At 70.3% G+C, this 26,441-nt stretch carries 25 protein-coding genes and 1 pseudogene; 17 read left to right on the top strand and 9 right to left on the bottom strand.

Going from position 1 to position 26,441, the window contains the following annotated elements:
* Nucleotides 1-7: 7 nt before the first annotated feature.
* Nucleotides 8-1,393, bottom strand: a complete 1,386-nt coding sequence (locus ABT057_RS41790) for a class II fumarate hydratase (protein WP_352349231.1) — start codon at nucleotides 1,391-1,393, stop codon at nucleotides 8-10.
* A 144-nt stretch (nucleotides 1,394-1,537) separates the two neighbouring features.
* Here ABT057_RS41790 and ABT057_RS41785 point away from each other — a divergent pair, with 144 nt between their 5' ends.
* A complete protein-coding gene (locus ABT057_RS41785; protein ID WP_352349229.1) occupies nucleotides 1,538-2,059 on the top strand; it encodes a SigE family RNA polymerase sigma factor in 522 nt (173 codons plus the stop codon).
* Entirely contained in the window at nucleotides 2,056-2,553 is a 498-nt protein-coding gene (locus ABT057_RS41780; protein ID WP_352349227.1) for a PASTA domain-containing protein, read from the top strand. Before ABT057_RS41785 ends, ABT057_RS41780 begins: the two co-directional genes overlap by 4 nt.
* A 73-nt stretch (nucleotides 2,554-2,626) precedes the next feature.
* Here ABT057_RS41780 and ABT057_RS41775 read toward each other — a convergent pair whose 3' ends face one another.
* Nucleotides 2,627-4,294 carry a fumarate hydratase gene (locus tag ABT057_RS41775; protein WP_352349225.1) on the bottom strand — a complete coding sequence of 556 codons (1,668 nt, stop codon included), beginning with the start codon at nucleotides 4,292-4,294 and terminating at the stop codon, nucleotides 2,627-2,629.
* 202 nt (nucleotides 4,295-4,496) lie between these two features.
* Between ABT057_RS41775 and ABT057_RS41770 the strand changes: the two genes are divergently transcribed.
* On the top strand, nucleotides 4,497-5,186 hold the full coding sequence (locus ABT057_RS41770) for a DUF1707 SHOCT-like domain-containing protein (protein ID WP_352349223.1): 690 nt from the start codon (nucleotides 4,497-4,499) through the stop codon (nucleotides 5,184-5,186).
* A 163-nt stretch (nucleotides 5,187-5,349) separates the two neighbouring features.
* On the top strand, nucleotides 5,350-5,727 hold the full coding sequence (locus ABT057_RS41765; protein ID WP_352349221.1) for a WhiB family transcriptional regulator: 378 nt from the start codon (nucleotides 5,350-5,352) through the stop codon (nucleotides 5,725-5,727).
* 90 nt (nucleotides 5,728-5,817) lie between these two features.
* Here the strand turns inward: ABT057_RS41765 and glpX are convergent, their stop codons facing one another.
* Nucleotides 5,818-6,852 (bottom strand): class II fructose-bisphosphatase, encoded by a 1,035-nt coding sequence (gene glpX, locus ABT057_RS41760; protein WP_352349219.1) that lies wholly within the window; start codon nucleotides 6,850-6,852, stop codon nucleotides 5,818-5,820.
* A gap of 127 nt (nucleotides 6,853-6,979) precedes the next feature.
* On the opposite strand from glpX, the gene ABT057_RS41755 reads away from it, so the two are divergent.
* A complete protein-coding gene (locus ABT057_RS41755) occupies nucleotides 6,980-7,504 on the top strand; it encodes a DUF4245 domain-containing protein (protein WP_352349217.1) in 525 nt (174 codons plus the stop codon).
* A gap of 31 nt (nucleotides 7,505-7,535) precedes the next feature.
* Here ABT057_RS41755 and ABT057_RS41750 read toward each other — a convergent pair whose 3' ends face one another.
* Both ABT057_RS41750 and xseA read right to left on the bottom strand, forming a co-directional pair.
* Nucleotides 7,536-7,778, bottom strand: a complete 243-nt coding sequence (locus tag ABT057_RS41750; protein ID WP_352349214.1) for an exodeoxyribonuclease VII small subunit — start codon at nucleotides 7,776-7,778, stop codon at nucleotides 7,536-7,538.
* Between the two features lie 41 nt (nucleotides 7,779-7,819).
* Nucleotides 7,820-9,025, bottom strand: coding sequence for an exodeoxyribonuclease VII large subunit (gene xseA, locus ABT057_RS41745; protein WP_352349212.1), 1,206 nt, complete (start codon nucleotides 9,023-9,025; stop codon nucleotides 7,820-7,822).
* Between the two features lie 91 nt (nucleotides 9,026-9,116).
* Here xseA and ABT057_RS41740 point away from each other — a divergent pair, with 91 nt between their 5' ends.
* Together ABT057_RS41740 and ppgK are read left to right on the top strand one after the other, a co-directional pair.
* Nucleotides 9,117-10,157, top strand: coding sequence for a 4-hydroxy-3-methylbut-2-enyl diphosphate reductase (locus ABT057_RS41740; RefSeq protein WP_352349210.1), 1,041 nt, complete (start codon nucleotides 9,117-9,119; stop codon nucleotides 10,155-10,157).
* Between the two features lie 29 nt (nucleotides 10,158-10,186).
* Nucleotides 10,187-10,933 carry a polyphosphate--glucose phosphotransferase gene (gene ppgK / locus ABT057_RS41735; RefSeq protein ID WP_352349208.1) on the top strand — a complete coding sequence of 249 codons (747 nt, stop codon included), beginning with the start codon at nucleotides 10,187-10,189 and terminating at the stop codon, nucleotides 10,931-10,933.
* Nucleotides 10,934-11,126: 193 nt separating this feature from the next.
* Here ppgK and ABT057_RS41730 read toward each other — a convergent pair whose 3' ends face one another.
* Nucleotides 11,127-11,543: a DUF6542 domain-containing protein gene (locus ABT057_RS41730; protein ID WP_502974050.1), complete on the bottom strand. Its 417-nt coding sequence runs from the start codon at nucleotides 11,541-11,543 to the stop codon at nucleotides 11,127-11,129.
* 717 nt (nucleotides 11,544-12,260) lie between these two features.
* Here ABT057_RS41730 and ychF point away from each other — a divergent pair.
* The gene (gene ychF, locus ABT057_RS41725) at nucleotides 12,261-13,349 is read left to right on the top strand and encodes a redox-regulated ATPase YchF (RefSeq protein ID WP_352349204.1); all 1,089 of its coding nucleotides are present in this window, start codon (nucleotides 12,261-12,263) and stop codon (nucleotides 13,347-13,349) included.
* Nucleotides 13,350-13,664: 315 nt separating this feature from the next.
* Here ychF and ABT057_RS41720 read toward each other — a convergent pair whose 3' ends face one another.
* On the bottom strand, nucleotides 13,665-14,033 hold the full coding sequence (locus ABT057_RS41720; protein WP_352349202.1) for a DJ-1/PfpI family protein: 369 nt from the start codon (nucleotides 14,031-14,033) through the stop codon (nucleotides 13,665-13,667).
* Here ABT057_RS41720 and ABT057_RS41715 point away from each other — a divergent pair.
* Both ABT057_RS41715 and ABT057_RS41710 read left to right on the top strand, forming a co-directional pair.
* On the top strand, nucleotides 14,008-14,382 hold the full coding sequence (locus ABT057_RS41715) for a helix-turn-helix domain-containing protein (protein ID WP_352349200.1): 375 nt from the start codon (nucleotides 14,008-14,010) through the stop codon (nucleotides 14,380-14,382). The two genes, ABT057_RS41720 and ABT057_RS41715, sit on opposite strands and share 26 nt — an antisense overlap.
* Nucleotides 14,383-14,436: 54 nt before the next feature.
* A pseudogene (locus tag ABT057_RS41710) lies at nucleotides 14,437-14,730 on the top strand (ATP-binding protein); the annotation flags it as partial.
* Nucleotides 14,731-14,861: 131 nt separating this feature from the next.
* On the opposite strand, the gene ABT057_RS41705 reads toward ABT057_RS41710, so the two are convergent.
* Entirely contained in the window at nucleotides 14,862-15,464 is a 603-nt protein-coding gene (locus ABT057_RS41705) for an RICIN domain-containing protein (RefSeq protein WP_352349198.1), read from the bottom strand.
* Between the two features lie 183 nt (nucleotides 15,465-15,647).
* Between ABT057_RS41705 and ABT057_RS41700 the strand changes: the two genes are divergently transcribed.
* Together ABT057_RS41700 and ABT057_RS41695 are read left to right on the top strand one after the other, a co-directional pair.
* Nucleotides 15,648-18,584, top strand: a complete 2,937-nt coding sequence (locus ABT057_RS41700) for an AfsR/SARP family transcriptional regulator (protein WP_352349196.1) — start codon at nucleotides 15,648-15,650, stop codon at nucleotides 18,582-18,584.
* A gap of 101 nt (nucleotides 18,585-18,685) precedes the next feature.
* The gene (locus ABT057_RS41695) at nucleotides 18,686-18,958 is read left to right on the top strand and encodes a hypothetical protein (RefSeq protein ID WP_352349194.1); all 273 of its coding nucleotides are present in this window, start codon (nucleotides 18,686-18,688) and stop codon (nucleotides 18,956-18,958) included.
* Nucleotides 18,959-19,180: 222 nt separating this feature from the next.
* On the opposite strand, the gene ABT057_RS41690 is transcribed toward ABT057_RS41695, so the two are convergent.
* Nucleotides 19,181-20,263, bottom strand: coding sequence for an ArsR/SmtB family transcription factor (locus ABT057_RS41690; protein WP_352349192.1), 1,083 nt, complete (start codon nucleotides 20,261-20,263; stop codon nucleotides 19,181-19,183).
* A gap of 150 nt (nucleotides 20,264-20,413) precedes the next feature.
* On the opposite strand from ABT057_RS41690, the gene ABT057_RS41685 reads away from it, so the two are divergent.
* From ABT057_RS41685 to ABT057_RS41665, 5 genes are all read left to right on the top strand, one after another.
* Nucleotides 20,414-21,175, top strand: a complete 762-nt coding sequence (locus tag ABT057_RS41685; RefSeq protein ID WP_352349190.1) for an amino acid ABC transporter permease — start codon at nucleotides 20,414-20,416, stop codon at nucleotides 21,173-21,175.
* A gap of 3 nt (nucleotides 21,176-21,178) precedes the next feature.
* Nucleotides 21,179-21,970, top strand: coding sequence for an amino acid ABC transporter ATP-binding protein (locus ABT057_RS41680; RefSeq protein WP_352349188.1), 792 nt, complete (start codon nucleotides 21,179-21,181; stop codon nucleotides 21,968-21,970).
* Nucleotides 21,971-22,089: 119 nt separating this feature from the next.
* Nucleotides 22,090-22,968 carry a substrate-binding periplasmic protein gene (locus ABT057_RS41675; RefSeq protein ID WP_352349186.1) on the top strand — a complete coding sequence of 293 codons (879 nt, stop codon included), beginning with the start codon at nucleotides 22,090-22,092 and terminating at the stop codon, nucleotides 22,966-22,968.
* A complete protein-coding gene (locus ABT057_RS41670) occupies nucleotides 22,968-24,860 on the top strand; it encodes a CocE/NonD family hydrolase (RefSeq protein WP_352349184.1) in 1,893 nt (630 codons plus the stop codon). Before ABT057_RS41675 ends, ABT057_RS41670 begins: the two co-directional genes overlap by 1 nt.
* A complete protein-coding gene (locus ABT057_RS41665) occupies nucleotides 24,853-26,214 on the top strand; it encodes a CapA family protein (RefSeq protein WP_352349182.1) in 1,362 nt (453 codons plus the stop codon). Before ABT057_RS41670 ends, ABT057_RS41665 begins: the two co-directional genes overlap by 8 nt.
* Nucleotides 26,215-26,441: the final 227 nt, after the last annotated feature.

The following is a 26,441-nucleotide window of genomic DNA, read 5'->3' as shown; positions in this document are numbered from 1 at the left end:
TGAAAGGTTACGGGTGCGTCATCCGCAGGACATCCAGGGCTTCGTCGAGTTGTTCGACTGTCAGGTCCCCGCGCTCCACGTACCCGCTCTCGAGCACGACCTGCCGGATCGTCCTCCGCTCCGCCAGCGCCTTCTTGGCCACCTTGGCGGCCTCCTCGTACCCGATGTACTTGTTCAGCGGGGTGACGACGGACGGCGAGGACTCGGCGTACTCCCGGGCCCGCTCGCGGTGCGCCACGATCCCGTCGACGGTGCGGTCGGCGAGCAGCCGCGACACGTTGGCCAGCAGCCGGATCGACTCCAGCACGTTCTTCGCGATGACCGGAAGCATCACGTTCAGCTCGAAGTTGCCGGCGGCGCCGGCGGTGGCGACGGTCGCGTCGTTCCCCACGACCTGGGCGGCGACCATCAGCACGGCCTCCGGGATCACCGGGTTGACCTTGCCCGGCATGATCGAGGACCCGGGCTGGAGGTCGGGCAGGCTGATTTCGGCCAGTCCGGTGCGGGGGCCCGAGGCCATCCACCGCAGATCGTTGGCGATCTTCGTGAGGGAGACCGCGATGGTCCGCAGCTGCCCGCTGGTCTCGACGACGCCGTCCCGCGCGCCCTGCGCCTCGAAGTGGTCGCGCGCCTCGGTCAGCGGCAGCCCGGTGGTCCGGGCGACCTCCTCGATGACGGCGGCGGAGAAGCCGGGCGGGGTGTTGATCCCGGTGCCGACGGCGGTACCGCCCAGCGGCAGTTCGGCCAGCCGCGGCAGGGAGGCGGTGAGCCGCTCGACGCCGTACCGCACCTGGGCGGCGTACCCGCCGAACTCCTGTCCCAGGGTGACGGGCGTTGCGTCCATCAGATGGGTCCGCCCCGACTTCACGACGTCCGCGAACTCCTCCGCCTTGCGGCCGAGGGAGCCGGCGAGGTGCTCCAGGGCGGGGACGAGGTCGCGGATGACGGCGGCGGTGGCGGCGATGTGGAGGGACGACGGGAAGACGTCGTTGGACGACTGGGACGCGTTGACATGGTCGTTGGGGTGGACGGCCCTGCCGAGCCGCTCGCTCGCCAGGGTGGCGATGACCTCGTTGGCGTTCATGTTGGAGGACGTGCCGGAGCCGGTCTGGAACACGTCGACCGGGAAGTGCTCGTCCCACTTCCCCTCGGCCACCTCGGCGGCCGCCTCCCGGATCGCCTCGGCGACGTCCTTGTCGAGCACCCCGAGCCGGGCGTTCACCTCCGCCGCGGCCCCCTTGATCCGGGCCAGGGCCTCGATGTGCGCGCGCTCGATGTGCTGGCCCGAGACGGGGAAGTTCTCCACGGCGCGCTGGGTCTGGGCCCGCCACTTGGCGCCCGCCGGGACGCGTACCTCGCCCATGGAGTCGTGCTCGATCCGGTAATCGCTCATGCCTGGTACAGCGATCGGGACGGCACGGTTGTTCCGCGATTCACCCGAACGTGGGGGCAGGGGTGTGACCCAGGTCTCAGTGCGGCCGTGCAGCAGCGGAGGGCGTCTTCACGTCGAGGACGGGTGACAGGAAGGGAGGGGCGTGTGGAGACGGACTTCCAGGAATTCGTGGCCGCTCGGTCGACCGCGTTATTCAGAGGTGCCCTCGTCCTCACGGGAAACCGTGAGGCCGCGGAGGACCTGGTCCAGGAGACCCTGGAGAAGGCCTGCCGCAAGTGGCGCACCATCGCTGCGAAGGACGCTCCGGACGCCTACGTCCGGCGGATCATGGTGAACCTGGCCAACGACCGCTGGCGGAGGTTCCGCCGCCTGACCACGGCACCCCATCCGGAAGGCGGCGACCCGCCGGCCCAGGGTGACGAGTACGGGCAGGTCGACAGCAGGGACCAGTTGGTGCGCGCGCTGCAGCAACTGCCCATGCGGATGCGGACGGTGGTGGTGCTGCGCTACTTCCACGATCTCTCGGACGGTGAGATCGCGGCCGACCTCGGCATCACGCCGAGCACGGTCCGCTCCCAGCTCGCCCGGGGGATCGAGAAGCTCAGAAGTCAGTTCCCCGCACTCCCCGCCCCTTCACCACAGCGGCACCCGGAAGGAATCCGATGACCTCGTACGACGACGCGCGGCTTTCCGGCTGCACACCCTTCGAAGAGGAACTGACGAACGCCATGAACCGCTTCGCGAACTCCGCCGTGACCCCCGACTTCGACGCGCCGCAGATCCTGCGCCGCACCCGTCGCCGCCGGACCGTCGGCATCGCCGCCGTCGCCGCCGCCCTCATCGCGGCGGGCGGCGGGACGGCCCTGGCCACCTCGGTCGCGAGCAACGGCGGCTCGACCCCGGCGGCGACCGGCACGGCCACCGACAGCGACGCCACCACCATCCTGTACGTCGGCAGCGTGACCATCCCGGTCGACTTCGCGGGCATGGACCTGGTGCTCGCCAAGCCGCTCCTCGAGAAGACCCAGACGAAGCTCGGCACCGTCACCAAGAAGGCAGTCACGGGCTGCAAGCCGGGCTCGATCATCGAGGTGTCCCCGCACGCCCCGGCGACCGTCAAGAAGGGCGACGCGGTCAACTTCGTCATCTGCACCGCCTGATCAGGTCCTGACCTGAAAGGACGCCCGCCCCTGCGTCAATCAGGGGCGGGCGTCCGTCACAGGATCGCACGCATCACACCAGCCCCGGCCCCCGCACCGGAATCGTCGTGAACGTGGGCGCGGGCGCCGGGTCCTTGAAGAAGTCGTTGCCCTTGTCGTCGACGACGACGAACGCCGGGAAGTCCTCGACCTCGATCTTCCAGACGGCCTCCATGCCGAGCTCCTCGTACTCGACGACCTCGACCTTCTTGATGCAGTCCTGGGCGAGACGTGCGGCGGGGCCGCCGATCGAGCCCAGGTAGAAGCCGCCGTGGCTGCCGCAGGCGTCGGTGACCTGCTGCGAGCGGTTGCCCTTCGCCAGCATCACCTTGGAGCCGCCCGCCGCCTGGAACTGCTCGACGTACGAGTCCATCCGGCCGGCCGTCGTCGGGCCGAACGAGCCGGAGGCGTAGCCCTCGGGGGTCTTCGCCGGGCCCGCGTAGTACACCGGGTGGTCCTTCAGGTACTGCGGCATCTCCTCGCCCGCGTCGAGCCGCTCCTTGATCTTGGCGTGCGCGATGTCCCGCGCCACGACCAGCGGACCGGACAGCGACAGCCGGGTCTTGACCGGGTACTTGGTCAGCTCGGCGAGGATGTCGTCCATCGGCTGGTTCAGGTCGATGCGGACCACGTCTGCGGACTCGTCGAGGTGCTCGTCCGTGGTCTCCGGCAGGAACCGGGCCGGGTCCGTCTCCAACTGCTCCAGGAACACGCCCTCGGCGGTGATCTTCGCGACGGCCTGGCGGTCGGCCGAGCAGGACACGGCGATGGCGACCGGGCAGGAGGCGCCGTGCCGCGGCAGGCGCACCACGCGCACGTCGTGGCAGAAGTACTTCCCGCCGAACTGCGCGCCGATCCCGATCTTCTGCGTCAGCTCGAAGACCTTCTCCTCCAGATCCTTGTCCCGGAAGCCGTGCCCGAGCGGGGAACCCTCGGCCGGGATCTCGTCCAGGTAGTGCGCGGAGGCGTACTTCGCGGTCTTCAGCGCGTACTCGGCGGAGGTGCCGCCGACGACGATCGCCAGGTGGTACGGCGGGCAGGCGGCCGTGCCCAGCGAGCGGATCTTCTCCTCCAGGAACTTCATCATGGAGGCCTCGTTCAGCACGGCCTTCGTCTCCTGGTACAGGAACGACTTGTTGGCCGAGCCGCCGCCCTTCGCCATGAACAGGAACTTGTACGCGCCGCCGTCGGTGGCGTACAGCTCGATCTGCGCCGGCAGGTTGGACCCGGTGTTCTTCTCCTCCCACATGGTGAGCGGAGCCATCTGCGAGTAGCGGAGGTTCAGCTTGGTGTAGGCGTCGTAGACGCCCCGGGAGAGGGCCTCCTCGTCGCGCCCCCCGGTCAGCACGTTCTGCCCGCGCTTGCCCATGACGATCGCCGTACCGGTGTCCTGGCACATCGGCAGCACGCCCGCGGCCGCGATGTTCGCGTTCTTCAGGAGGTCCAGCGCGACGAACTTGTCGTTGGCGGACGCCTCAGGGTCGTCGACGATGCGCCTCAGCTGGGCCAGGTGCGCGGGCCGCAGGTAGTGCTGGATGTCATGGACGGCCTCCGCGGCGAGCTTGCGCAGCGCCTCCGGCTCCACCTTGAGGAACGTCCGCCCGTCGGCCTCGAAGGTGGAGACACCCTCGGAGGTCACCAGCCGGTAGGGGGTGGTGTCCTCTCCCATGGGGAGCAGATCGGTATACGCGAACTCAGGCATCTCAGCCCATTCCTCACTCGGCGGACGACGGCCCGCCGACGTCGGCGGGCTTCACCAGCGTAGAACCTGTCTCCGGCGCCGAGTTTGTGAGGTAAGGCTCAGTCGGACCGGGAAGCATCGCCCTCGGACCGGGAGCGCCGCCCTCCCGCATTCCCTCCTGCGGGGGCTATCGCGATCTATCGTGTTTGGGTACGCTGCTGCCGTGGACCTTCAGAAGCAGACCCCTGCCGCCCCCACACCGACCGCCGAGCTGCGCGCCTCGGACGCCGACCGGGACCGGATCGCCGACATCCTGCGCGAGGCCCTGGCGGAGGGCCGGCTCACCGCGGACGAGCACGCCGAGCGCGTCGAGGGCGTGCTGGCCGCCAAGACCGTGGGCGAACTGGAGGTCTTCATACGGGACCTGCCCGCCGCCCACCCCCGCCGCGCGGCCCCCGCCGCGGCCTCGCACGGGCCCGTCGCCGGCGCCATCCCCGTCGACCCGGACGACAGCGTGATCGCGGTCTTCAGCAGTGCCACCCGCCGGGGCCGCTGGCGCGCGCGCCGCCGTATCCACGCGTACGCCGTCTTCGGCACCATAGAGATCGACCTCAGCGAGGCGCTCTTCGAGTACCAGCAGGTCATGATCAAGGCGTGGGCCTTCTGCGGCAACATCGAGGTCCGCGTCCCGGAGAACGTGTCGCTGCGCGGCACCGGCGGCGGCGTCCTCGGCAACTTCGAGGTGGACGCGCTCGATTCGCCCGACCCGGACGCTCCGGTGGTCTACGTCGACGGCTGGGCGGTGCTGAGCAACATCGAAGGCCGGCCCAAGCGCGGCAAGCTCGTCGCGGACATTCTCGACCGCGTGTCGCGCAAGGTCGACAAGGGTTTGCGTAAACACCTGGATCATTAGCGGTTGCGAATCCGCCGGGTCTCGCGTGCACCCCGCACCCCTCGGGATCGCGCAGAACTCCCCGGAACTCAGCGGTGCGGGACTCAGTGCATAGGCGCGCGCACAGCGGGTAGGCCTTGACGCATCGTCTCTCGCTCGCGAAGCCGTCGTCAGGAGTAGACCCGTGCTGCAACCGCCGCATTCGTCCCTGCAGGTCGCCGCCGTTCCGGCCCAGCGGGTGCCAGCGCGCGACAGGGACCAAGACGCTCCCTGGCACACCGAGGCGGTGTGCCGGCGCGACGAGGCAGGCTTGTTCTTCGCCCCTTCCAAGGAGCCGACCGCCGCCCGCCTCTCCCGCGAAGAGGCCGCGAAGCGCGTCTGTGCCCGCTGTCCCGTGATGGTGGAGTGCCGCGAGCACGCCCTGCTCCAGCCGGAGCCGTACGGCGTCTGGGGCGGCCTCACCGCCGCCGAACGCCGAGTGGTCCTGGCCCGGCGCCGCCGGCGGGACATGGAACTGAAGAAGGCGGCGAGGACGGCGGGCCGCATAGCGCAGGCCGGCTGACGGCCGCAGAGAACCGGCCACCCGCACGGCCACGTGCCGAAGGGGCGCCCCTCCGCACCGGGGCGCCCCTTCGGGTACTGACGGCAGGTACTACTTGGCCCGGTCGAAGTCGATCGCGCTGTAGGCCCGCAGTTTGCTGAGCCGGTGCACGGAATCGATCCGCCGTACCGTCCCCGACTTGGACCGCATCACGATGGAGTCGGTCGTCGCCGTCTCGGACCGGTACCGGACGCCCCGCAGCAGCTCACCGTCGGTGATCCCGGTGGCGACGAAGAACACGTTCTCGCCCTTGACCAGGTCCTCGGTCGTCAGCACCCGGTCCAGGTCGTGCCCCGCGTCGACCGCCCGCTGCCGCTCCTCGTCGTCCTTGGGCCACAGCTTGCCCTGGATGGTGCCGCCCAGGCATTTCACCGCACAGGCCGAGATGATGCCCTCGGGCGTGCCGCCGATGCCGAGCAGCAGGTCGATCCCCGTGCCCTCGCGCAGCGCCAGGATGGAACCGGCGACATCACCGTCGGAGATCAGCTTGATGCGGGCGCCGGTGTCCCGGATCTCCTTGATGATGCCCTCGTGCCGCGGCCGGTCCAGGATGACGACGGTGACGTCCTCCGGTGTGACCCGCTTCGCCTTGGCGACCCGGCGGATGTTGACCTCGATGGGCGCGTTGATGTCGACGAAGTCGGCGGCCTCGGGGCCGGTGACCAGCTTGTCCATGTAGAAGACGGCGGACGGGTCGAACATCGCGCCCCGCTCGGTGGCCGCGAGGACGGCGATCGCGTTCGTCATGCCCTTGGCCGTCAGTGTGGTTCCGTCGATCGGGTCGACGGCGATGTCGACCTCCGGCCCGGTGCCGTCGCCGACGCGCTCGCCGTTGAAGAGCATCGGCGCCTCGTCCTTCTCGCCTTCGCCGATGACGACCACGCCGTTCATCGAGACGGTCGAGACGAGGGTCCGCATCGCGCGCACCGCGGCGCCGTCGGCGCCGTTCTTGTCACCGCGGCCCACCCAGCGGCCCGCGGCCATCGCGGCGGCTTCGGTCACCCGGACCAGTTCCAGGGCGAGGTTGCGGTCGGGGGCTTCGGAGGGGACGTCAAGCTCGGACGGCAAATGATGATGCTCGGTCATCGGAGCGCACCTTTCTGATACGACGACGGCCGGATGAGGGTTCGACCCTCGACTCTATCGTCAGTCCGACAAAATGAGCAGGGGACCCCACGGATGAGCGCACCGGGCACCTGCGACGATAGGGGGCGTGGCAGGTTCGAACGGCAAGCAGAAGACGGCCCGGGACATGATCCTTTCCCTGGGCCTCATCGTGATCGCGGCATACGTCATCTACCTCTTCGTCCCGCACGACGATCACGCTCCCGACATCAAACGGGTCGACTACCGCGTCGAACTGCTCACGGCGCGGCGCGCGGCGTCGTACCCGGTGGCCGCGCCCGAGGGACTGCCCGACAGCTGGAAGGCGACCTCCGTGCGCTTCCAGGGCGCCGACGACGACTCCTGGCACCTCGGCTTCCGTGCCCCCGACGGGGAGTACGTGGCTGTCGAGCAGTCCGCTCAGCGGCGCGCGGAGTTCATCGACGACGCCAGTCAGGGAGCCCGGGAGACCAAGGTCACCGAGGAGATCGACGGCCGCACCTGGACCCGCTACACCGGCGGCCGCTACGACGCACTCGTGCTGCAGGGCACCGAGGGTTCCACGACGGTGGTGACGGGCACGGCGTCCTTCGAACGCCTGAAGGAGATGGCCGGGGCGCTGGAGACCTCCTGAGCCGACGCCGTACGGGCCCCCTGTCCGGCCGCTACGCGGAGCCCTCGGCCGCCCCGTCGCCCGTCGACGGCTCCTCCTCGGCCAGCGCCGCGTCCAGCCGGGCCCGCGCGCCCTCCAGCCAGCGCCGGCAGACCTTGGCCAGCTCCTCCCCTCGCTCCCACAGGGCGAGGGACTCCTCCAGCGTCGTACCCCCCGCCTCCAGGCGGCGTACCACCTCGATCAGCTCGTCGCGCGCCTGCTCGTACCCGAGCGACTCTTCGGTCCTGCCCGTCATGGCCCTCTGTTCCCTACTCGTCTGCTCGTCGACTCGCACACTCAGTCGACTCGAACCGTGAACTCGCCCTCGGCGACCCGGGCGCGCAGCACCTCGTCCGCCGTCACCTCACCCGGATCCCGGACCACATGCCCGTCGTCCTTCTGCAGCACCGCGTACCCCCGCTTCAATGTCGCGGCAGGGGAGAGGGCCACCACGCGCGCGTGCGTGTGCGTGAGCTCGGAGTCGGCGCGATCCAGCAGATGCCCCAGACACCGCCGGGCCCGGTCGGTGAGCGAGGCGACCTGATCCGCGCGCTCGTCGATCATCCGGTGCGGATCCTGTATCGCGGGCCGCGCGAGCGCATGGGCGAGCCCGCGCTCCTCCCGCTCCACGAACCCCTCCACACACCGCCGCGCCCGCCCGCGCAGCATCCGCACCCGCTCCAGCTCCTCGCCGACGTCCGGCACGACCTTCTTCGCCGCGTCGGTGGGCGTGGACGCCCGCAGGTCGGCCACATGGTCGAGCAGCGGGTTGTCCGGTTCGTGCCCGATCGCCGAGACGACCGGTGCACGGCAGGCCGCGACCGCCCTGACCAGCTGCTCGTCGGAGAACGGCAGCAGATCCTCCACGCTGCCGCCACCGCGCGCCACGATGATCACATCCACCTCGGGGATCTCGTCCAGCTCCTTCACGGCCTGGACGACCTGCGTCACCGCGTGCACCCCCTGCACCGCGACATTGCGCACCTCGAAGCGGACGGCGGGCCACCGGTGCCGGGCGTTCTCCAGGACGTCCCGCTCGGCCGCAGACGCCCGCCCGCACACCAGCCCGATGAGCTGCGGCAGGAACGGCAGCGGCTTCTTCCGTCCGGGCGCGAACAGCCCCTCCGCCGCCAGCGACTTCTTCAGCTGCTCCAGCCGCGCCAGCAGCTCCCCGACCCCCACCGGCCGTATCTCCACGGCCCGCAGCGACAGCTGTCCCCGCGGGGCGTACCACTCGGGCTTCGCGTGGACGACGACCCGGGCGCCCTCGCCGACGACGTCCGCCACCGTGTCGAACACCTGCCGGTAGCACGTCACGCCCACCGAGATGTCGTGCGACGGATCGCGCAGGGTCAGAAAGACGACGCCCGCGCCCGGGCGCCGCGACAACTGGGTGATCTGCCCCTCGACCCACACCGCGCCGAGCCGGTCGATCCACCTCCCGATGAGCCGCGACACCTCGCCGACGGGCAGCGGGGCGTCCGCGGACGTGTTCACAGCCATGCGCCCGAGAGTAACGGCCACGACTGACAACGCAGTGGACGCGGACCCCTCACCCGGCGGGGATCTTCGCCCCCCGGGACGCGGCCTTACGATGGGACGCATGACTGCTTCGCCAGCCCGCCGCCGTGTCCTGCTCGCCGCTCCCCGGGGCTACTGCGCGGGCGTCGACCGCGCCGTGATCGCCGTCGAAAAGGCCCTGGAGCAGTACGGGGCCCCGGTCTACGTCCGGCACGAGATCGTCCACAACAAGTACGTCGTGCGGACTCTGGAGAACAAGGGCGCCATCTTCGTCGAGCGGACCGAGGAAGTACCGCCGGGCAACATCGTCATGTTCTCGGCGCACGGCGTCGCGCCGGTCGTCCACGAGGAGGCCGCGCGCGGGAAGCTCGCCACCATCGACGCGACCTGCCCCCTCGTCACCAAGGTCCACAAGGAGGCCGTCCGCTTCGCGAGCGACGACTACGACATCCTCCTGATCGGGCACGAGGGGCACGAGGAGGTCATCGGCACCTCCGGCGAGGCCCCCGACCACATCCAGCTCGTCGACGGGCCGTCCGACGTCGCCAAGGTCGAGGTCCGCGACCCCTCCAAGGTCGTCTGGCTGTCCCAGACCACTCTCTCCGTCGACGAGACGATGGAGACGGTCGACGCGCTGAAGGAGAAGTTCCCGCAGCTCATCTCGCCGCCCAGCGACGACATCTGCTACGCCACCCAGAACCGGCAGCTCGCCGTGAAGCAGATGGGCGCGGAGGCGGAGCTGGTGATCGTCGTCGGCTCGCGCAACTCCTCCAACTCCAAGCGGCTCGTCGAGGTCGCCAAGATCGCCGGCTCGCGCGCGGCGTACCTGGTGGACTTCGCGAGCGAGATCGACGAGGCCTGGCTGGAGGGCGTGACCACGGTCGGCGTCACCTCCGGCGCCTCCGTCCCCGAGGTGCTCGTCGAGGAGGTCCTCGGCTGGCTCGCCGAGCGGGGCTACGGCGACGTGGAGCTGGTCAAGGCCGCCGACGAGCACATCACCTTCTCGCTGCCCAAGGAACTCCGCCGTGACCTGCGCGAGGAGGCGGCGGCCCTGGCGGCGGAGCGCGGCGGGAGCGGCGCGGGTGACGCCGTGGACACCCTGCCGGCCGAGTGACTGTCAGTCGGTCGTCGTAACGTAGGGCCATGCAGATCTTCGGCGTGGACATCGGTGGATCCGGGATCAAGGGCGCCCCTGTGGACCTGGACAAGGGCGACCTGGCGGAGGAGCGCTGCAAAGTGCTCACTCCGCAACCCGCGACACCCGAGGGGGTGGCCGACGGCGTCAAGCAGGTCATCGACCACTTCGGCTGGACCGGCCCGGTGGGCCTCACCTTCCCCGGTGTGGTCACCGGCGGATCCCACATCCGTACGGCGGCCAACGTCGACAAGAGCTGGATCGACACGGACGCGCGCGCGTTGTTCGGCGAGCGCCTCGGCGGACTGCCGGTGACCGTGGTCAACGACGCGGACGCCGCCGGCGTCGCCGAGATCGCCTTCGGCGCCGGCCGCGACCGCAGCGGCACGGTCATCCTGCTGACCTTCGGCACCGGCATCGGCAGCGCGCTCTTCGTCGACGGGATGCTCGTCCCCAACACCGAACTCGGCCACCTCGAACTGCACGGCCACGACGCGGAGAAGCGGGCCAGCAGCAAGGCCAAGGAAGACGAGGACCTGACCTGGGAGCACTGGGCACACCGCGTCCAGAAGTACCTGGCGCACGTCGAGATGCTGTTCTCGCCCGAGCTGTTCATCATCGGCGGCGGGGTCAGCCGCAAGTCCGAGAAGTTCCTGCACTTCATCGAGGGCATCAAGGCGGAGATCGTCCCGGCCCAGCTGCAGAACAACGCGGGAATCGTCGGAGCGGCGATGCGGGCGGCGAAAGAGGGCTGAGCGGGGTCCGGGGCCTAGGGCCCTTCTGATGGATCTCCGCGGCGTCGCGACGCCCGGCACGCACTCTCGCCGCACCGGACAAAAGCCCTAGTAGCTCCGCTACGAGGGCTTCCGCCCGGCACGCCGAGAGCACGCACCGAACGCCGCTCCTTCTCCCACGGAGATCCATCAGAAGGGCCCTAGTGCCGCGGCACTAGGTGTTCTGTCCGGGGAGGTTGCGGGGACCCCGGCTCGCGGCAGCCCTCCGCCGGGCCGCTCGCCGTACGCCGCGCGCGAGGACCGTCACAGCCGCGGCGAGCGTCCCGGCGTAGAGCCAGCCGGCCTGGGTGGCCAGCGCCGTGACCAGTCCCATCAGCTGCGAGCCGACCCCGTCCCGCCCATCGGACACGGGCACCAGCCCCACGGCGAAGGCGATCGGCACGACGACGGGCGCGGTCAGCAGGTCACCCCGGCGCACCCATACGGCGGTCAGCACGCACACCGGCAGGAACAGCACGCTGTACACCGTCAGTGAGGCCCCGAACAGCCACTGGTCGAGGTACCCCAGCGCGAACATCAGGGCGCCGCAGAACAGCCCGCCGCCGAGCCCGGTGAACCGCGGGTTCGGCATCCGCCGGCCGGCCCGCGCGAGCTGCGGCGGCCGATGCCCGAGGGAGAGGGACCGAGCGGCCCCGGTCGCCCGGCCCGCACCTCCCACGGCCCGGCCGGCCCCCGGAGCCCGCCCACCGCGGACACCGACCCGCTCCCCGGACCCCCGCTCCACGGCCGGCCCCACACCGGCCCGGCCTCCCGATCCGGAACCCGCCCGAGCCCGCGAACCGGAACTCGCACGGGCGTGTGAACCGGAACCGGAAGCGGCGCCCGGTCCCGCACCCTGGCGTACCGGTGGCCGCGCGGTGCCACGCGGCCCCTTGCGCTCCCGGCCCTGTGCCTCTTCCTGACCCCTGCCCCGGTCCCTGCCCTGTTCGCGATTTCGGCCGCGCCGGTCCTCGGGGCTCCGCTCCCGGCCCGGTCCCGGTGATCGCCGGTCTGCCGCGGCGCGTGCCCGGTCCGCCTGGGGCGGGAGGGGCGGCGAGGGCCTGTCGCGTCGCGTTCCGTTCTGCGGGGGGCGCGTCCTGTGTTGCTCCACTGCACCAACTTAGGTCGGTTTATGTGCTGAATCGGGTGTCGGACACGCCGGGGGACGGACCTTGGCCATGCGTTCGACAGGTCCGCCGGAGCGGTGCCGGGCACGCCGTAAACTGGGGGATCGGCCGGCCCTCTGGCCACCCGGCCCGCTCATCACGGGAACCGGCCCCCTGGCCCTCTGACTACGGGAAGTCGCAACGTGTCGCTCACGATCGGAATCGTCGGTCTGCCGAATGTCGGCAAGTCGACCCTGTTCAACGCCCTGACCAAGAACGACGTGCTGGCGGCCAACTACCCGTTCGCCACGATCGAGCCGAACGTCGGAGTCGTGGGCGTCCCGGACGCGCGCCTGACCAAACTGGCCGAGATCTTCTCCTCCCAGCGGATCCTCCCGGCGACCGTCGACTTCGTCGACATCGCGGGCATCGTGCGCGGCGCCTCCGAGGGTGAGGGCCTGGGCAACAAGTTCCTGGCGAACATCCGCGAATCCGACGCGATCTGCCAGGTCATCCGCGCCTTCAAGGACGAGAACGTCGTCCATGTCGACGGCAAGGTCTCGCCCAAGGACGACATCGAGACGATCAACACCGAGCTGATCCTCGCCGACCTCCAGACGATCGAGAAGGTCCTTCCCCGGCTCCAGAAGGAGTCGCGGATCAAGAAGGACGTCGCGCCGAAGGTCAAGGCCGTCGAGGAGGCCAAGGAGATCCTGGACAGGGGCGACACGCTCTTCTCGCAGGGCATCCTCCAGGGCAGCGAGCGCGCCGAGCTCCTGCACGACCTGCACCTCCTCACCACCAAGCCCTTCCTCTACGTCTTCAACGTCGACGAGGACGAGCTGACCGACGACGGCTTCAAGAACGAGCAGCGCGCCCTGGTCGCCCCGGCCGAGGCGATCTTCCTCAACGCCAAGCTGGAGGCGGACCTCGCCGAGCTCGACGAGGAGGACGCCATGGAGCTCCTGGAGTCGGTCGGCGCGGAGGAGCCCGGCCTCGCCACCCTCGCCCGCGTCGGCTTCAACACCCTCGGCCTGCAGACCTACCTCACGGCCGGTCCGAAGGAGTCCCGCGCCTGGACGATCAAGAAGGGCGCCACCGCCCCCGAGGCCGCCGGTGTCATCCACACCGACTTCCAGAAGGGCTTCATCAAGGCGGAGGTCATCTCCTTCGCCGACCTGGTCGAGACCGGCTCGGTCACCGAGGCCCGCGCGAAGGGCAAGGCCCGCATGGAGGGCAAGGACTACGTGATGCAGGACGGCGACGTGGTGGAGTTCCGCTTCAACGTGTGACCACTCCATCGCTGTGCGCCAGTTACCGGAAGCACCTCGTGCCGGTGCGGGGCCGGCGGTCTCCACGGTCGATGACCGGATGGTGATGGCGGCCGCCATGCGGGAGGCGGCCGTCGCTGACAAACGCCTCCCGGGCGGCCCCGTGCGCGGTGGACGAAGACGGGATTCCCACGCTGAACGCGCCGGGTCGGAAGAGAGCCTGTCGCTCACCATGGGCAGGACGGAGCCGAAGCCGCCCAGCATCAGCGGCGCTGCGGAGACCACAACGACCGTGCGCTGCCGGAGGGGAAGGCCGGCTCACGGACAGACCGGGCGTCAGCGGTGTGCGTCGAGCAGTGCCTTGCGCAGAGCCTGGTCGTCCTCCGGGGTCGAGCCTGCGGACTGCCACGGGTACTCCAGGACCTGGGCCACAGTCCGGGCCATCTCGGTCCCCTCCAGGCGGTCGACGAGGTGGAGTGCCATGTCGATCCCGGCGGAGACGCCCGCGCTGGTCACGATGTGTCCGGCGTCGACCCAGCGCTGCTCGGCACGCACCTGGATGTCCGGGGAGCGCGACGCGAGGTCGTCGAGGACGCTCCAGTGCGAGGTCGCCGGGAGCCCGTCGAGGAGGCCCGCCGCGGCGAGGACCAGGGCGCCGTTGCAGACCGACGCCAGGACCGTGCCCTCGGCCGAGAGAGACCGCAAACGGAGGCCTCCCACGCCGCCCGGCAGAACGGGCCTCGGCGCGACCCTGGAATGGGCGCTGACCCGCCTCGACCAGCCGCTGACGGTCGCCGATCTGGCCGCCCAGGCCCGCCTCTCCACCAGGACTTTCGTGCGCGCCTTCGCGGCCGAGACCGGCACCACCCCGATCAGGTGGCTCAACGCGGCACGTGTGGACCGGGCCCGCGAACTCCTGGAGACCACCGATGCCACCATCGGCCGCATCGGTCAGCTCTGTGGCCTCGGCACCCCGGCGAACCTGCGGCAGCACTTCCGCCGCGCCACGGGGACCACACCGAGCGAGTACCGCCAGGCGTTCACCGTGATCTGAACCGTCCCTCTGGGACGCAAGTCATGACCGGGTGCTGGAACTCGGCGCCCGGCCCCTCCGGCAGCCCAGGCCCGTGCGGTGCCGGCGGCGATCGGCAGTGGCGAGCGTACCTTCACCGACATCGCCCACGCGGCCGACGGGGATCGGCGCCACGCCGCTGCAGCGAGCGCTGGAGCTGCTCACGCACAAGCGGATCGTTCCCGGGCAGTTGCCCGCGGCCCCGTGGTGGGCGGCTACCGGACGCGCACCAACGACATCGAGATCGACACCGTCGGGGCGGACCGCGCCCCCATCGCCACGGAGCTGCTGTTCGCCGGTTCCATCAAGTGGCCGGAGCAATCACCCTTCTGATGCTGGGGACGATCGAAGGTGAGCCCCTCCCATTTCGAGAAGAGTGCGGGTTTCCTGCGCGAACCAGGAAACCCGACTCCAGGCAGCCCGAGCTCTCCACCGACCCGGGACGGTTCAGCGGCGGCGGGTCACCCCTGGCGCCAGAGCTGGTTGTTGACGGGGCCCAGGCAGTCCCACACCTGGACCTGGGCTCCGTCGGCGGACGACCCGCCGCTGAGGTCGAGGCACATGCCCTTCACCGCGCTGACAACCGTGAAGTAGCCCGGCACCGCGGAGGAGACCTTGAGCTGCCATCGCTCGCTGCTGATCGCGTCGGGGACACAGTCCCACTGCTGGGTCCGTGTGCCGTTGACGACGTCCGCCTCGCTGCCGGCGCGCAGGTCCAGACACAGGTTGGAGCGGAGGTTGCGCAGCGCGTAGTAGCCGGGTGCCGAGGCGACCGGCTCCAGCAGCCAGTTCTTGTTGGGATCGGTGCTGTTGCAGGTCCACTGCCACACCTGCGCGGCCGGCAGCAGGGACTGGTCCTTCACATCCAGGCACTTGCCGCTGCCCTTGTTGATGACCGTGAAAGCCGCGCCGATATTGAGCGGTCCGACGGACGTGGCGGCCGTTGCCGCTGTCCCCGGGTTCGCCTGCGCGCTGGCCCCGGCCGATGTGGCGATCAGACCGGCGCAGGCCATCGCCGACGTCGCGATGAGCACACCCAGTCTCTTTGGCATGGTGGCGTTCATGGTTTCCACAGCTCCTTCAACGTCTCGATCGAGCCCTGTGTGGCAAGCGGTGGCGGTGTTGCGTTGCCGCCTCGTGCCAAAATGCCCGGCTGACCAGTGACAGGAGTTGGACAATCATTGGATCGGGTTCCTTGAACGCGGAGGAGCAGGCGAGGGGCGGCCGGTTTTGGGGGTGGGGTCAGGATGACGGTGGAATTCGGCGTGCTGGGCAGTGTCGAGGCCGGTATGGACGGCCGGCCCGTGGCGTTGGGCCATACCCGGCAGCGGGGTGTGCTGGCGGTCCTACTGGTGGACGTCAACCGTCTGGTGACGACCGATCAGCTCATGGACCGGGTCTGGGGGGATGCTCCTCCCCGCCGGGCTCGCACCACCCTGCACAGCTACCTCTCCCGGCTGAGACAGGCCCTGGCCGCCACCAAAGGGGCGGTCATCGCGCGGCAGCCGGGCGGCTATGTCCTGAGCACCGACAGCACCGTGACCGTGGACCTGCACTCCTTCCGCCGCCTGGTCGCACAGGCCCGCGCCACTGACGACGACGCCCAGGCCTCGGTCCTGTACGAGCAGGCCCTGCAGCTCTGGCGCGCGGAGCCTTTCGCCACCCTGGACACTCCGTGGATCAACGCCTTGCGTGACACCCTGGTCCAGGAACAGGTCGCGGCCCAACTGGACCTCGGCGACGTGCGATTACGCCTGGGGCAGCACGCCACGCTGCTGCCCGAGCTGTCGGCCCGCGCGGAGGCGCACCCACTGGACGAACGTCTGGCCGGCCAGTTGATGCTCGCACTGCACCGCTGCGGCCGTTCCGCCGAAGCGCTGGACCACTTCCATCACACTCGCGGCCGACTGGCCCGCGACCTGGGCATCGACCCCAGCCCGGCGCTGCGGGACGTCCAGGCGGCTGTCCTGCGTCAGGACAGCGCTCCTGCCCCCCTGCCTGCGACACTCGCGGTGCCGCGCGAGGTGCCCGCCCAACTGCCCCTGGGGGTGGCGGCCTTCACCGGGCGTGACAGTGAACTCGCCCAGCTCGACGCCCTCCTGCCCGCCCCCACCGACGCCGGACCGGTGCCGTCGCCCGCGGTGGTCATCTCGGCGGTGTCGGGCACTGCCGGAGTGGGCAAGACCGCGCTGGCCGTGCACTGGGCCCACCGGATCCGGGAGGACTTCCCCGACGGGCAGTTGTATGTGAACCTGCGCGGATTCGACCCCGGCGGTTCAGTGGTGGCCCCGGCCGACGCGGTCCGTGGGTTCCTGGACGCCCTCGGGGTGCCCCCCGCCCGCATCCCGAACGGCCTGGAAGCACAAGCGGGCCTGTACCGCAGTCTGCTGGCCGGCCGACGGCTGCTCGTGCTGCTCGACAATGCCCGCGACGCCGAACAGGTCCGTCCGCTCCTGCCCGGCGCACCGGGCTGTCTGGCCCTGGTCACCAGCCGCAACCGGCTCACCAGCCTGGCCGCGACCGAGGGCGCCCAGCTGCTGACCGTCGACCTGCTCACCACCACCCAGGCCCGGGCCCTGCTGAGCGGCCGCCTCGGCGCCGACCGGACGGCCGCCGAGCCCGCCGCCGTCGACGCGATCGTGACCCGGTGCGCCGGGCTCCCGCTGGCCCTGGCGATCATGGCCGCCCGGGCCGCCTCCCAGCCCCGTCTTCCGCTCACCGCGCTGGCCCGCGAACTGGACGAGGCCGACAGCCGCCTGGACGTCCTGGACGCCGGAGACGCGGCCGGCCAGGTGCGAGCGGTGTTCGCCACGTCGTACCAGGCGCTGAGCACCGACGCGGCCCGGCTCTTCCGGCTCCTCGGGCTCCACCCCGGACCAGACACCGCCCTTCCCGCGGCCGCCTCCCTGGGAGGCCTGCCACCCGTCCGCGCCGGCGCCCTGCTGACCGAACTGATCCGTGGCAACCTCCTCACCGAACACACTCCCGGCCGATACGCCCTCCACGACCTGCTGCGCGTCTACGCCACCGAACTGGTCACCACGCAGGACAGCGACGACACCCGGCGATCGGCCGTGCACCGCATGCTCGACCACTACCTGCACACGGCCCACGCCGCCGACGCGCTGCTGACCCGCAGAGGGGACCCGATCAGCCTGGCCGCCGCCCAACCGGGAGCCGTCGCCGAGGAACTCTCGGATCGCCGGGAGGCGCTGGCCTGGCTCACCGCAGAGCACCCCGTCGTCCTCGCCACCATCGAGCAGACCCCGGCCGGTTTCGAGACTCACACCTGGCAGCTCGCCACGGTCGTCGCCACCTTCCTCAACCGGCAGGGACGCTGGCCCGCGCTGGCCGCCGCCCACGAGGCGGCCCTGAAGGCCGCGCGGCGCCACAACGACAAGACCGGCCTGGCCAACGCCCATCGCGGTCTCGCACTTGCCCAGACCCAGCTGAACCACGCCGACGACGCCCGCACCCACTACGCGATCGCGCTGGACCTCTTCAGGGAACTCGGCGACCACACCGGCCAGGCCCGCGTCCACAAACACTTCGGCAGGATGGCCTCGGACCGGGACGAGTACCGAAAGGCACTCGGTCATGCCCGCCAGGCCTTCGCCCACTACAAGGCCGCACACAACCGGCTCGGACAGGCCGACGCCCTCAACCACATCGGCCGAAACCTCGTCAGACTCGGCGATCATCGGCACCGGGCCCTCTCCTGCAGTCGGCGGGCCCTCGCCCTCGTCGAGGAGATCGGGGACCTCAACGGTCAGGCGAGGGCCTGGAGAAGCCTCGGCTACATCCACCACCACCTCGGCCAGTACGGGCAAGCCATCGACTGCTACGGGCACGCCATCGATCTCGTCCGCAAGACCGACGACCGCTACCACGAAGCCACCGGCCTCGCCGACCTCGGAGACACCCACCACGCCGCAGCCGACCCCACTGCCGCGCACCACGCCTGGACCCAGGCCCTGGCCATCACCGACGAGATCGGGCTCCCTGACACAGCTCCCCTGCGCACCAAGCTCCTTTCCCACCTGGACGGACGCATGGTTGAAGCACTTCCGATTCAAGGAGTGTCCAACATTTGTCCCCGACCCACCCGACACATTGGTGTGCGAAGCGGCAGCCCGCTGCTTTACGCGAGAACGCACCCAACTGATCGGGAGACAGACATATGAGAGACAGGTTCCGGCGCCGTGGCGCCTCGATAGCGGCAGTTGCCATGCTGAGTGCCGGGGGGCTGGTTCTGGCGACGGCGGGGAGCGCGTCCGCTAACGCCTTGATCACCGTGCAGACCGGCGCGGCCGTGTTCAACAGCACCAACCTGGCCTCCGGCGCAGTCGGAGTCCCGGACCTCTGGAGCGGTGACCTGCTCCTGGCCGACTGCTGGAGCACTGGTCAGAACCTCAACAACAGGGGAGACATCTGGTACCACACCCTCGACGAGCGCTACCTCCACCTGGGCGGACTCGAGACGACCGTCACCGGATGGACGTACGCGCCGTACGTGGACAACAGCGCTGCGGCCAACGGGTCCATTCCGCACTGCTGACCGGATCTCGTCCTGCCGCCATCGGGTGCTTCGAGCCGGGGGAATGAGCGGCAGGCAGCTGAAGGGGGGCGCCGACGCCGAACACATCGAGCGGAGTCGGCGCCCTCACCACCTACGCGGGGCTCCCGCCATGGAGATCCTCGGGCCGCACGTCGACGATCCGGCCGCGGCTCGCGGGTGTCCGCACGCAAAGCGACGTAGCGGTCGGAGGCGCGCCGACCGTCAGCGGATGATCGAGGTCAGCACGTCCGCGCCCAGGTGCATGAGGCAGTCCGTGTCCAGCCGGTGGTAGATCTGCCGACCGTTCCTGCGGGAGGTCAGCAGGCCGGCTTCACGCAGCCGTCCGAGGTGGCGGGAAACCTGGGGCATGGTCATGCCCGTCCGTACGGCCAGGTCGGAGGTGGTGATCGGTTCGTTCACCAGGTGCCGGCAGAGCGAAAGCCGTACGGGATCGGACAGGATCGACAGCCTGAGGCGTACCTGCGCGAGGGTGGCCCGTTCCACCTGAGCGGTGCTCTCGACGGGAAAGTGCACGACGAGTGGGTAGGGCGGGTCGTCCTTGACGATCAGATGCGGTCGGGCGTGCACGGACGGTACAAGCAGACAGTGACGACCGCGCAGATCGACTCTCAGTGACTGCAGCTTGTCGAAGACGACCGATGGCGGGTTGTGCCGGACGACGGCGTTCGGGCTGAGAGAGGCCAGTGCCTCAGGGAGTGGCAGTGCCTGTACGCGGGCCCGTACACGGGTGCACTCGATCTCCAGCCGGTGCCGCACTCGCGTCCATTCGGTGTCGAAGAACTCGGCGGCGCAGCGCCGCAGCAGCTCCAGCAGCCCGGTCCGGGTCCGCTCCGGGGCCTGGAGCAGGCTACGGGCCAGCTCGCCCCGGCTGAAGGAGCGCCGCTCGCTGGACAGTGTGTAGGCGTCGCGGACCGCCTGGTCGGTGAGCAGGCCGCCCGTGTCGAAGACACCGCCGTGCACGCTCGGCGCGACGCCCAGCACGAAGTCGTCCAGAGGCAGCGCCTCAAGGCGGGCGAGTTCCTGCTCCAGGGTCCGCCCCAGGGGCCGCTCCAGCGGCATCAGCAGGCGGCAGCGCCGCCGGGCCCACAAGGGCGCGTACACCGCGATCAGGCTCCGGGACTCCGGCGACAGGTCGGCGCGTACGCGTTCCAGCCAGGGGCGTACGGCGAGGTGGTGCTCGGGCTCGGCGATCGAGTGCAGGCACGCCATCAGCTCGGCCAGCGGCGAGAGGCCGACGGCCACGTCCGCCGGAACAGCACCTTGCAAGCTGATGACAACGGCCATGCGGCGCAGGTTACTGCTGATGCTTACCTCGTGCGCGGTAAGCATCACCGCCACCGCCGGCCGGCCGACCTAGGCTGCGTCCAATTCCCGCCGCTCCGAGCAGTCGCCGATTCCGCTCCGAGCAGTCCGCGCAGCGAGAGGCTCCGGCCGATGCACCTGTTTCTGCAGACGTTCTTCAACCCCGACGAACTACTCAAGGCGTTCCCCGTTCTGCTGACCGAGGGCCTGCGCAACACCCTGCTGATCGCCGGGCTGGCGATCGTCTTCGGTGTCGTGCTCGGTGTGCTGCTCGCGATGCTGCTGCTGTCGCACCGCCGGTGGGTGCGGCTCCCCGCGCGGATCTACGTAGATGTGTTCCGCGGCCTGCCCGCGATCGTGACCGTCAGCCTGGTCGGCCTGGGGCTGCCGTCGGCCGGGATCCGGCCGTTCGGCCGGGATCCGCTCGGGTACGCGGTCCTCGCCATCGGCCTCATATCGGCGGCCTATCTCGCGGAGATCTTCCGCTCGGGCATCCAGGCGGTTCCTGCCGGGCAGCTGAGCGCGGCCCGCAGTCTCGGCATGTCCTATCTGACCGCGATGCGGGTGATCGTCGTCCCGCAGGGCGTACGGAACGTGCTGCCCGCGTTGGCCGGCCAGTTCATCATCGACATCAAGGAGAGCGCGCTGGTGTATCTGCTCGGGCTGGGCCTCGGGCAGCGAGAGCTCTACTTCATCGCCCAGGAACGGCAGGCGGCGACGTACAACTCCTCGGCACTCGTGGCCGCAGGCGCCTGCTACCTGCTGCTCACGATCCCGCTCACCTTCCTGGTCAACCGGCTCGACCTGCGTCTGCGCAACGGCGGGCGCAAGTCGAAAAGGGCGGCGCCCGCGCCGACCGCCGTCCCGACCACTCCGTCCGTGCTGGAGGTCTGAGCCATGACCGGAACGCCGCTGTCAGAGAAGGACCCCCGCGCCGCCGGTACGTCCAGGAAGTCCGCCGCGGTGGCGGTCGCCGTACGCGACCTGCACAAACGGTATGGCGAGGTGGAGGTCCTGCGGGGTGTGAACCTCGACGTCGAGCAGGGTGAGACCGTCTGTGTGATCGGCCGGTCGGGTTCGGGGAAGTCCACCCTCCTGAAATGTACGAACCTGCTGGAACCGCCGACGGCGGGCGAGATCCGCCTGGGCGGCGACCTGATCACCGGCCCCGGTGTGGACGTCGACGCGGTCCGCACCCGGGTGGGCATGGTCTTCCAGCACTTCAACCTGTTCCCGCACCTGAACGTCCTGCACAACGTGACCGTGGCCCTGCGCAAGGTCCGCGGGATGGGCCGGGAGGCGGCCGAGACCGCCGCCATGGCCCAGCTGGAACGGCTCGGCCTCGCGAGGCTGGCCCACTCCCGGCCGAGTCAGCTGTCGGGCGGCCAGCAGCAGCGGGTGGCGATCGCCCGTGCGCTGGCCATGGAGCCCGAGGTCATGCTGTTCGACGAGGCCACGTCGGCGCTGGACCCCGAGCTCGTCAAGGACGTGCTCGACGTCATGCGGCTGCTCGCGGAATCCGGCATGACGATGATCGCCGTCACGCACGAGATCGGCTTCGCCCGTGAGGTCGCGGACCGGGTGATCTTCATGGACGAAGGCCGCATCGCCGAGTCGGGCCCGGCTCGCCGCACGCTGGAACATCCCGAGACGGCCCGCCTGCGCGAGTTCCTCGCCCGCGTTCTCTGAAGGACCCCGCTGAAGGGCTCCCCTGAAGGGCTCCCCTGAAGGGCCCCGCTGAAGGCCCCGCTGAAGGGCTCTCCCTCCGCACCGCTCTCCCACCCCGTGTCCCTCAAGGAGGACCCGTCATGTCCGTAACATCCAGAAACATCCCTGGTCGTCGCTCCCTGCTGACGCTCCTCACCCTCTCCGGCCTCGTGCTCCCCCTCACCGCCTGCGGTGGCAGCGGCAGCGCTGACACCGCCACCGCGGCGAAGTCCAACCCGTACGGCCTGATCGAGGCCGGAACCATCAGATCCGCCACCCAGACGGGCCAGCCCCCCTTCGCCTACGCCGAGGACTCGGGCAAGCCGACCGGATTCATCGTCGACGTGACCGACGAGGCGGCGAAGCGCCTCGGGCTCAAGGTCGACTACAAGTCGACGTCGGTCACCGGCTCCTTGACCGGACTGACCGCCGGCCAGTACGACCTGGCCTCGTCCGGGCTCGGGGTCACCGAGGAGCGGGAGAAGAGCGTCGACTTCACCAAGCCGCTCTTCTGGAGCACCGTCGCCGTCCTGACCACCTCGAAGAGCAAGATCTCCACCTTCGACGGCTTCAACGGCAAGCGCGTCGGAGTCGTGACCGGATCCTCGCAGGAGGCCCAGCTGCCGACGCGGATACCGAAGGCGCAGCCGGTCCGCTTCCAGAACCAGAACGCGGCGGTGAGCCAGCTGCTCAACGGCAGCATCGACGCCTTCCTGGTGGGCGGCCCGGACGCGAAGGAGTTCCTGAAGCAGTACAAGGGTCTGCGGCAGGCGGTGTCCGCGCCGATCGACCACCCGACCTCGATGGCGGTGCCCAAGAACCACACCGCCTTCCTCGACGCCCTGAACAAGCAGATCGCCGCCATGGTCGCGGACGGCAGCTACGCCAAGCTGTACCGCAAGTACTTCACCACCCAGCCGGAGCCCGAACTCATCGACGCCTGGCCCGCGTTGAAGTCCCAGTTCCCGGGAGTCAAGTGATGGCGGCGGCCGAGGACGAGTGGCAGCGGGTCCCGCTGCCCGGCGGCCGGGCGTGCTGGCGACGGGTGCTGCGCACGACGGTAAGGGACGGCGTACAGCTCGTCTCGGACGTCTACGCCGACCGCCCCGACCCGGGCCCCGGACCGGTCATCCTGGAGCGCACACCGTACGGCCGGCGGGACGCGCGCACCTCCGACGGAGCCCTCGGGAGCGAGAACCCGCCCGCGCCCGAGACCGCGGCCGAGGTGTTCACCCGGGGCGGCTACCGCATCGTCCGGCAGGACTGCCGAGGCCGGGGGGACTCCGAGGGCACCTTCGTCAAGTACCTGAACGAGGCCACCGACGGCTACGACACCGTCGAGTGGATCGCCGAACAGCCCTGGTGCGACGGCCGGGTCGCGACGATGGGCGTCTCCTACTCCGCGCACGCCCAGGCCGCCCTCGCCTCGCTCGGCGCACCGCACCTCGCCGCGATGTTCCTCGACTCCGGCGGCTTCGCCAGCGCCTACGAGACGGGCACCCGGATGGGCGGGGCGTTCGAACTCAAGCAGGCCACCTGGGCGTTCCACCGCGCCAAGGTGAGCGAGACCGTGCGGACCGATCCCACCCTGCGCGCCTCGCTGGAGTCGGAGGACCTGAGCGCCTGGTTCACCCGCATGCCGTGGCGGCGCGGGGCGAGCCCCCTGCGGTTCGTGCCGGAGTACGAGGACTACCTGCTCGAACAGTGGGAGAACGGCGCCTTCGGCCCGTACTGGCAGCAGCCGGGCATCTACGCCCGCGGCTTCTACGACGACTTCCCGGACGTTCCGAGCCTGCACATGTCGAGCTGGTACGACCCCTACATCCGTACCGCCACGGAGAATTTCCGCGAGCTCGGGCGGAAGAAGCACAGCCCCTCCTACCTCGTGCTCGGCCCGTGGACGCACGGCAGGCGCAGCGACTCCTTCGCCGGTGACGTCGACTTCGGCCGGGAGGCCCGGCTGGACGGCAGCCTCGCCGAGCACTACGCGGCGATGCGGCTGAGCTGGTTCGACGCGCATCTCGGCCCGGAGGGCATGGCGGACCCGCCCCCTCCCGTGCGGTACTTCCTCATGGGGGGCGGTTCCGGCCGGCGCACCGCCGACGGACGGCTCGACCACGGCGGCCGCTGGTACACCGCGACCTCCTGGCCACCCGAGGAGAGCACGAACCTCACCCTCGTCCTCGGCAGCGCGGGGACGCTCGCGACGGCCTCCGACACGTGCGACGCCCAAGGATCCTTCCTGGAGTACGACTTCGACCCCCGCGACCCCGTGCCGACCCTCGGCGGCCAGGTCACCTCCGGCGAACCGGTGATGAGCGGTGGCGCCTTCCACCAGCACCCCGACGACAGGTTCTTCGGCGCGGTCGAGCCCTGTCTGCCGCTGGAGAGCAGGCCCGACGTGCTGGTGTTCCGGACACCGCCGCTCACCGAGGACCTGGCGGTCGCCGGGCCGGTCCGTGTGCACCTCACCGTGTCGTCCACCGCCCTGGACACCGACTTCACCGTCAAACTCGTCGACGTCCACCCGCCGAGCGAGGACTATCCGCAGGGTTTCGCGATGAACCTCACCGACGGCATCCTGCGCTGCCGTTACCGCGACTCCTTCAGCGACCCGGAGCTGATGACGCCGGGGGAGACGTACGAGATCACGGTGGAGGCGCCGGACACGGCGAACCTGTTCCTGGCCGGACACCGGCTGCGGCTCGACGTCAGCTCGAGCAATTTCCCCCGCTTCGACGTCAATTCCAACACCGGCGGGGCGCAGGTCGGCGACCGGCGCAAGGTTGTGGCCACCAACCGCGTCCACACGGGCGGCCGTTCCTGGCTGACCCTGTCCGTGCTCCGACCGGAGGGCACCCAGAATGACTGACGGAGAGCTGTCCCCCACCTGGCGGCACGCCAATGTGCGCGACGGTTTCACCCTCGCCTCGGTCGGCGACCTGGTCATCGACGACGCGCTCGCCCCGCTCCTCGAAGCCCGCTCGCCAGGGTTGCTGGAGCTGCTGCGCTCGGCCGACGTGACCTTCGGCAACTTCGAGAGCACCGCCGTCGACCTGACGGGCTTCGACGGCTGGCCCGAAGCCGAGTCCGGCGGATCGTGGCTGATCAGCACCCCACGGGTGGCGGAGGACCTTCGCCGGATCGGGTTCGACCTGATGGCCAGGGCCAACAACCACACCACCGACTGGGGCGTGGCCGGCATGCGCTCCACCGACCGACTGCTCACCGAGGCGGGCATCGTCCACGCCGGCACCGGGGACACCCTCGCCGACGCCCGTTCCCCGCGCTTCCTCACCACCCCCGCCGGCCGGGTCTCCCTGGTCTCCGTCGCCTCCCGTTTCGAGCCCATGTCCCGCGCCGCCGACCCCCTCGGCCGCGTCCCCGGCCGGCCAGGCGTCAACGCCCTGCGCACCACACGGCATGTGCTCGTCCCGGCCCAACGCCTTCGTGAACTCGTTCTGATCCGCGACGCGTTGCCGGCCGGATCGGTCCGCTCCTCCATCCTCGAGGCCGACCGCAGGGACGACACCGTCACCCTCTTCGGCACCCGCTACGCTGCGAAGCCCGGCCCTGAGCCCCACACCGACGCCGTCGAGTTCCGCTTCTCCGTGCACGAATCGGACCGCCGGGAGGTGCTGCACACCGTACGCCAGGCCAAACAGACCTCCGACTTCACGATCGCCACGATGCACACCCACGAGCCGGGCAACTACAGCCAGGAGCCGCCCGACTTCCTCCCGCTCATCGCCCGCGAGGCCATCGACAACGGCGCCGACGCGTTCCTCGGCCACGGCCCCCACCAGCTCCGCGGCATCGAGGTGTACCGGGGCCGCCCGATCTTCTACTCCCTCGGCAACTTCTTCTTCATGGAGAACACCCAACAGCCGCTCACCCGGGGCGCCTACGACAAGGACGGCGGCCGCGAGCACGAGACCGAGGCCGAGTTCCTGGAACGCAAACGGGTCCAGGGCGTCTTCGGCGAGCAGATCTGGTACGAGTCGGTGGTCGCGGTCAGCTGCTTCGACGGCCGCGGCACCCTCCGGGCCGTGGAACTGCATCCGATCGAACTGCACTGGGACGGCCCGCGTGACGCCGACCGCGGCATCCCCCGGCTCGCCGACGCGCGCACCGCGGAGCGGATCCTGCGACGGCTGCGACGGCTCTCCAAGCCGTTCGGTACGGAGATCGCCATCAGGGAAGGCGTCGGCCACATCGGCCTCTGATCCGCCGAGGTGATACGTGCCGCGTGACCGGGATCAGGCCGGCCCTGGAGGCACCGGCGGCACCGTCGCCTCCGCATCGGGAGCGGACGGTCGGCTGATCGCCCGGCGCTCGGTCACCGAGCTGCTCGACCTACGCTCGCGCTGACGGAATGCCGGGTCGTCCGGCGGCAACCAGAACCGTTGACCACCGGGCCGGGCCCCCGGCTCGGCCGAAGCGGCCCACCTGG

Source organism: Streptomyces sp. NPDC002588, assembly GCF_040295925.1.
In the GTDB taxonomy this organism is placed as follows: domain Bacteria; phylum Actinomycetota; class Actinomycetes; order Streptomycetales; family Streptomycetaceae; genus Streptomyces.
The sequence above is the reverse complement of the archived record's forward strand: the minus strand, read 5'-3'. Positions and strand labels throughout refer to the sequence as shown.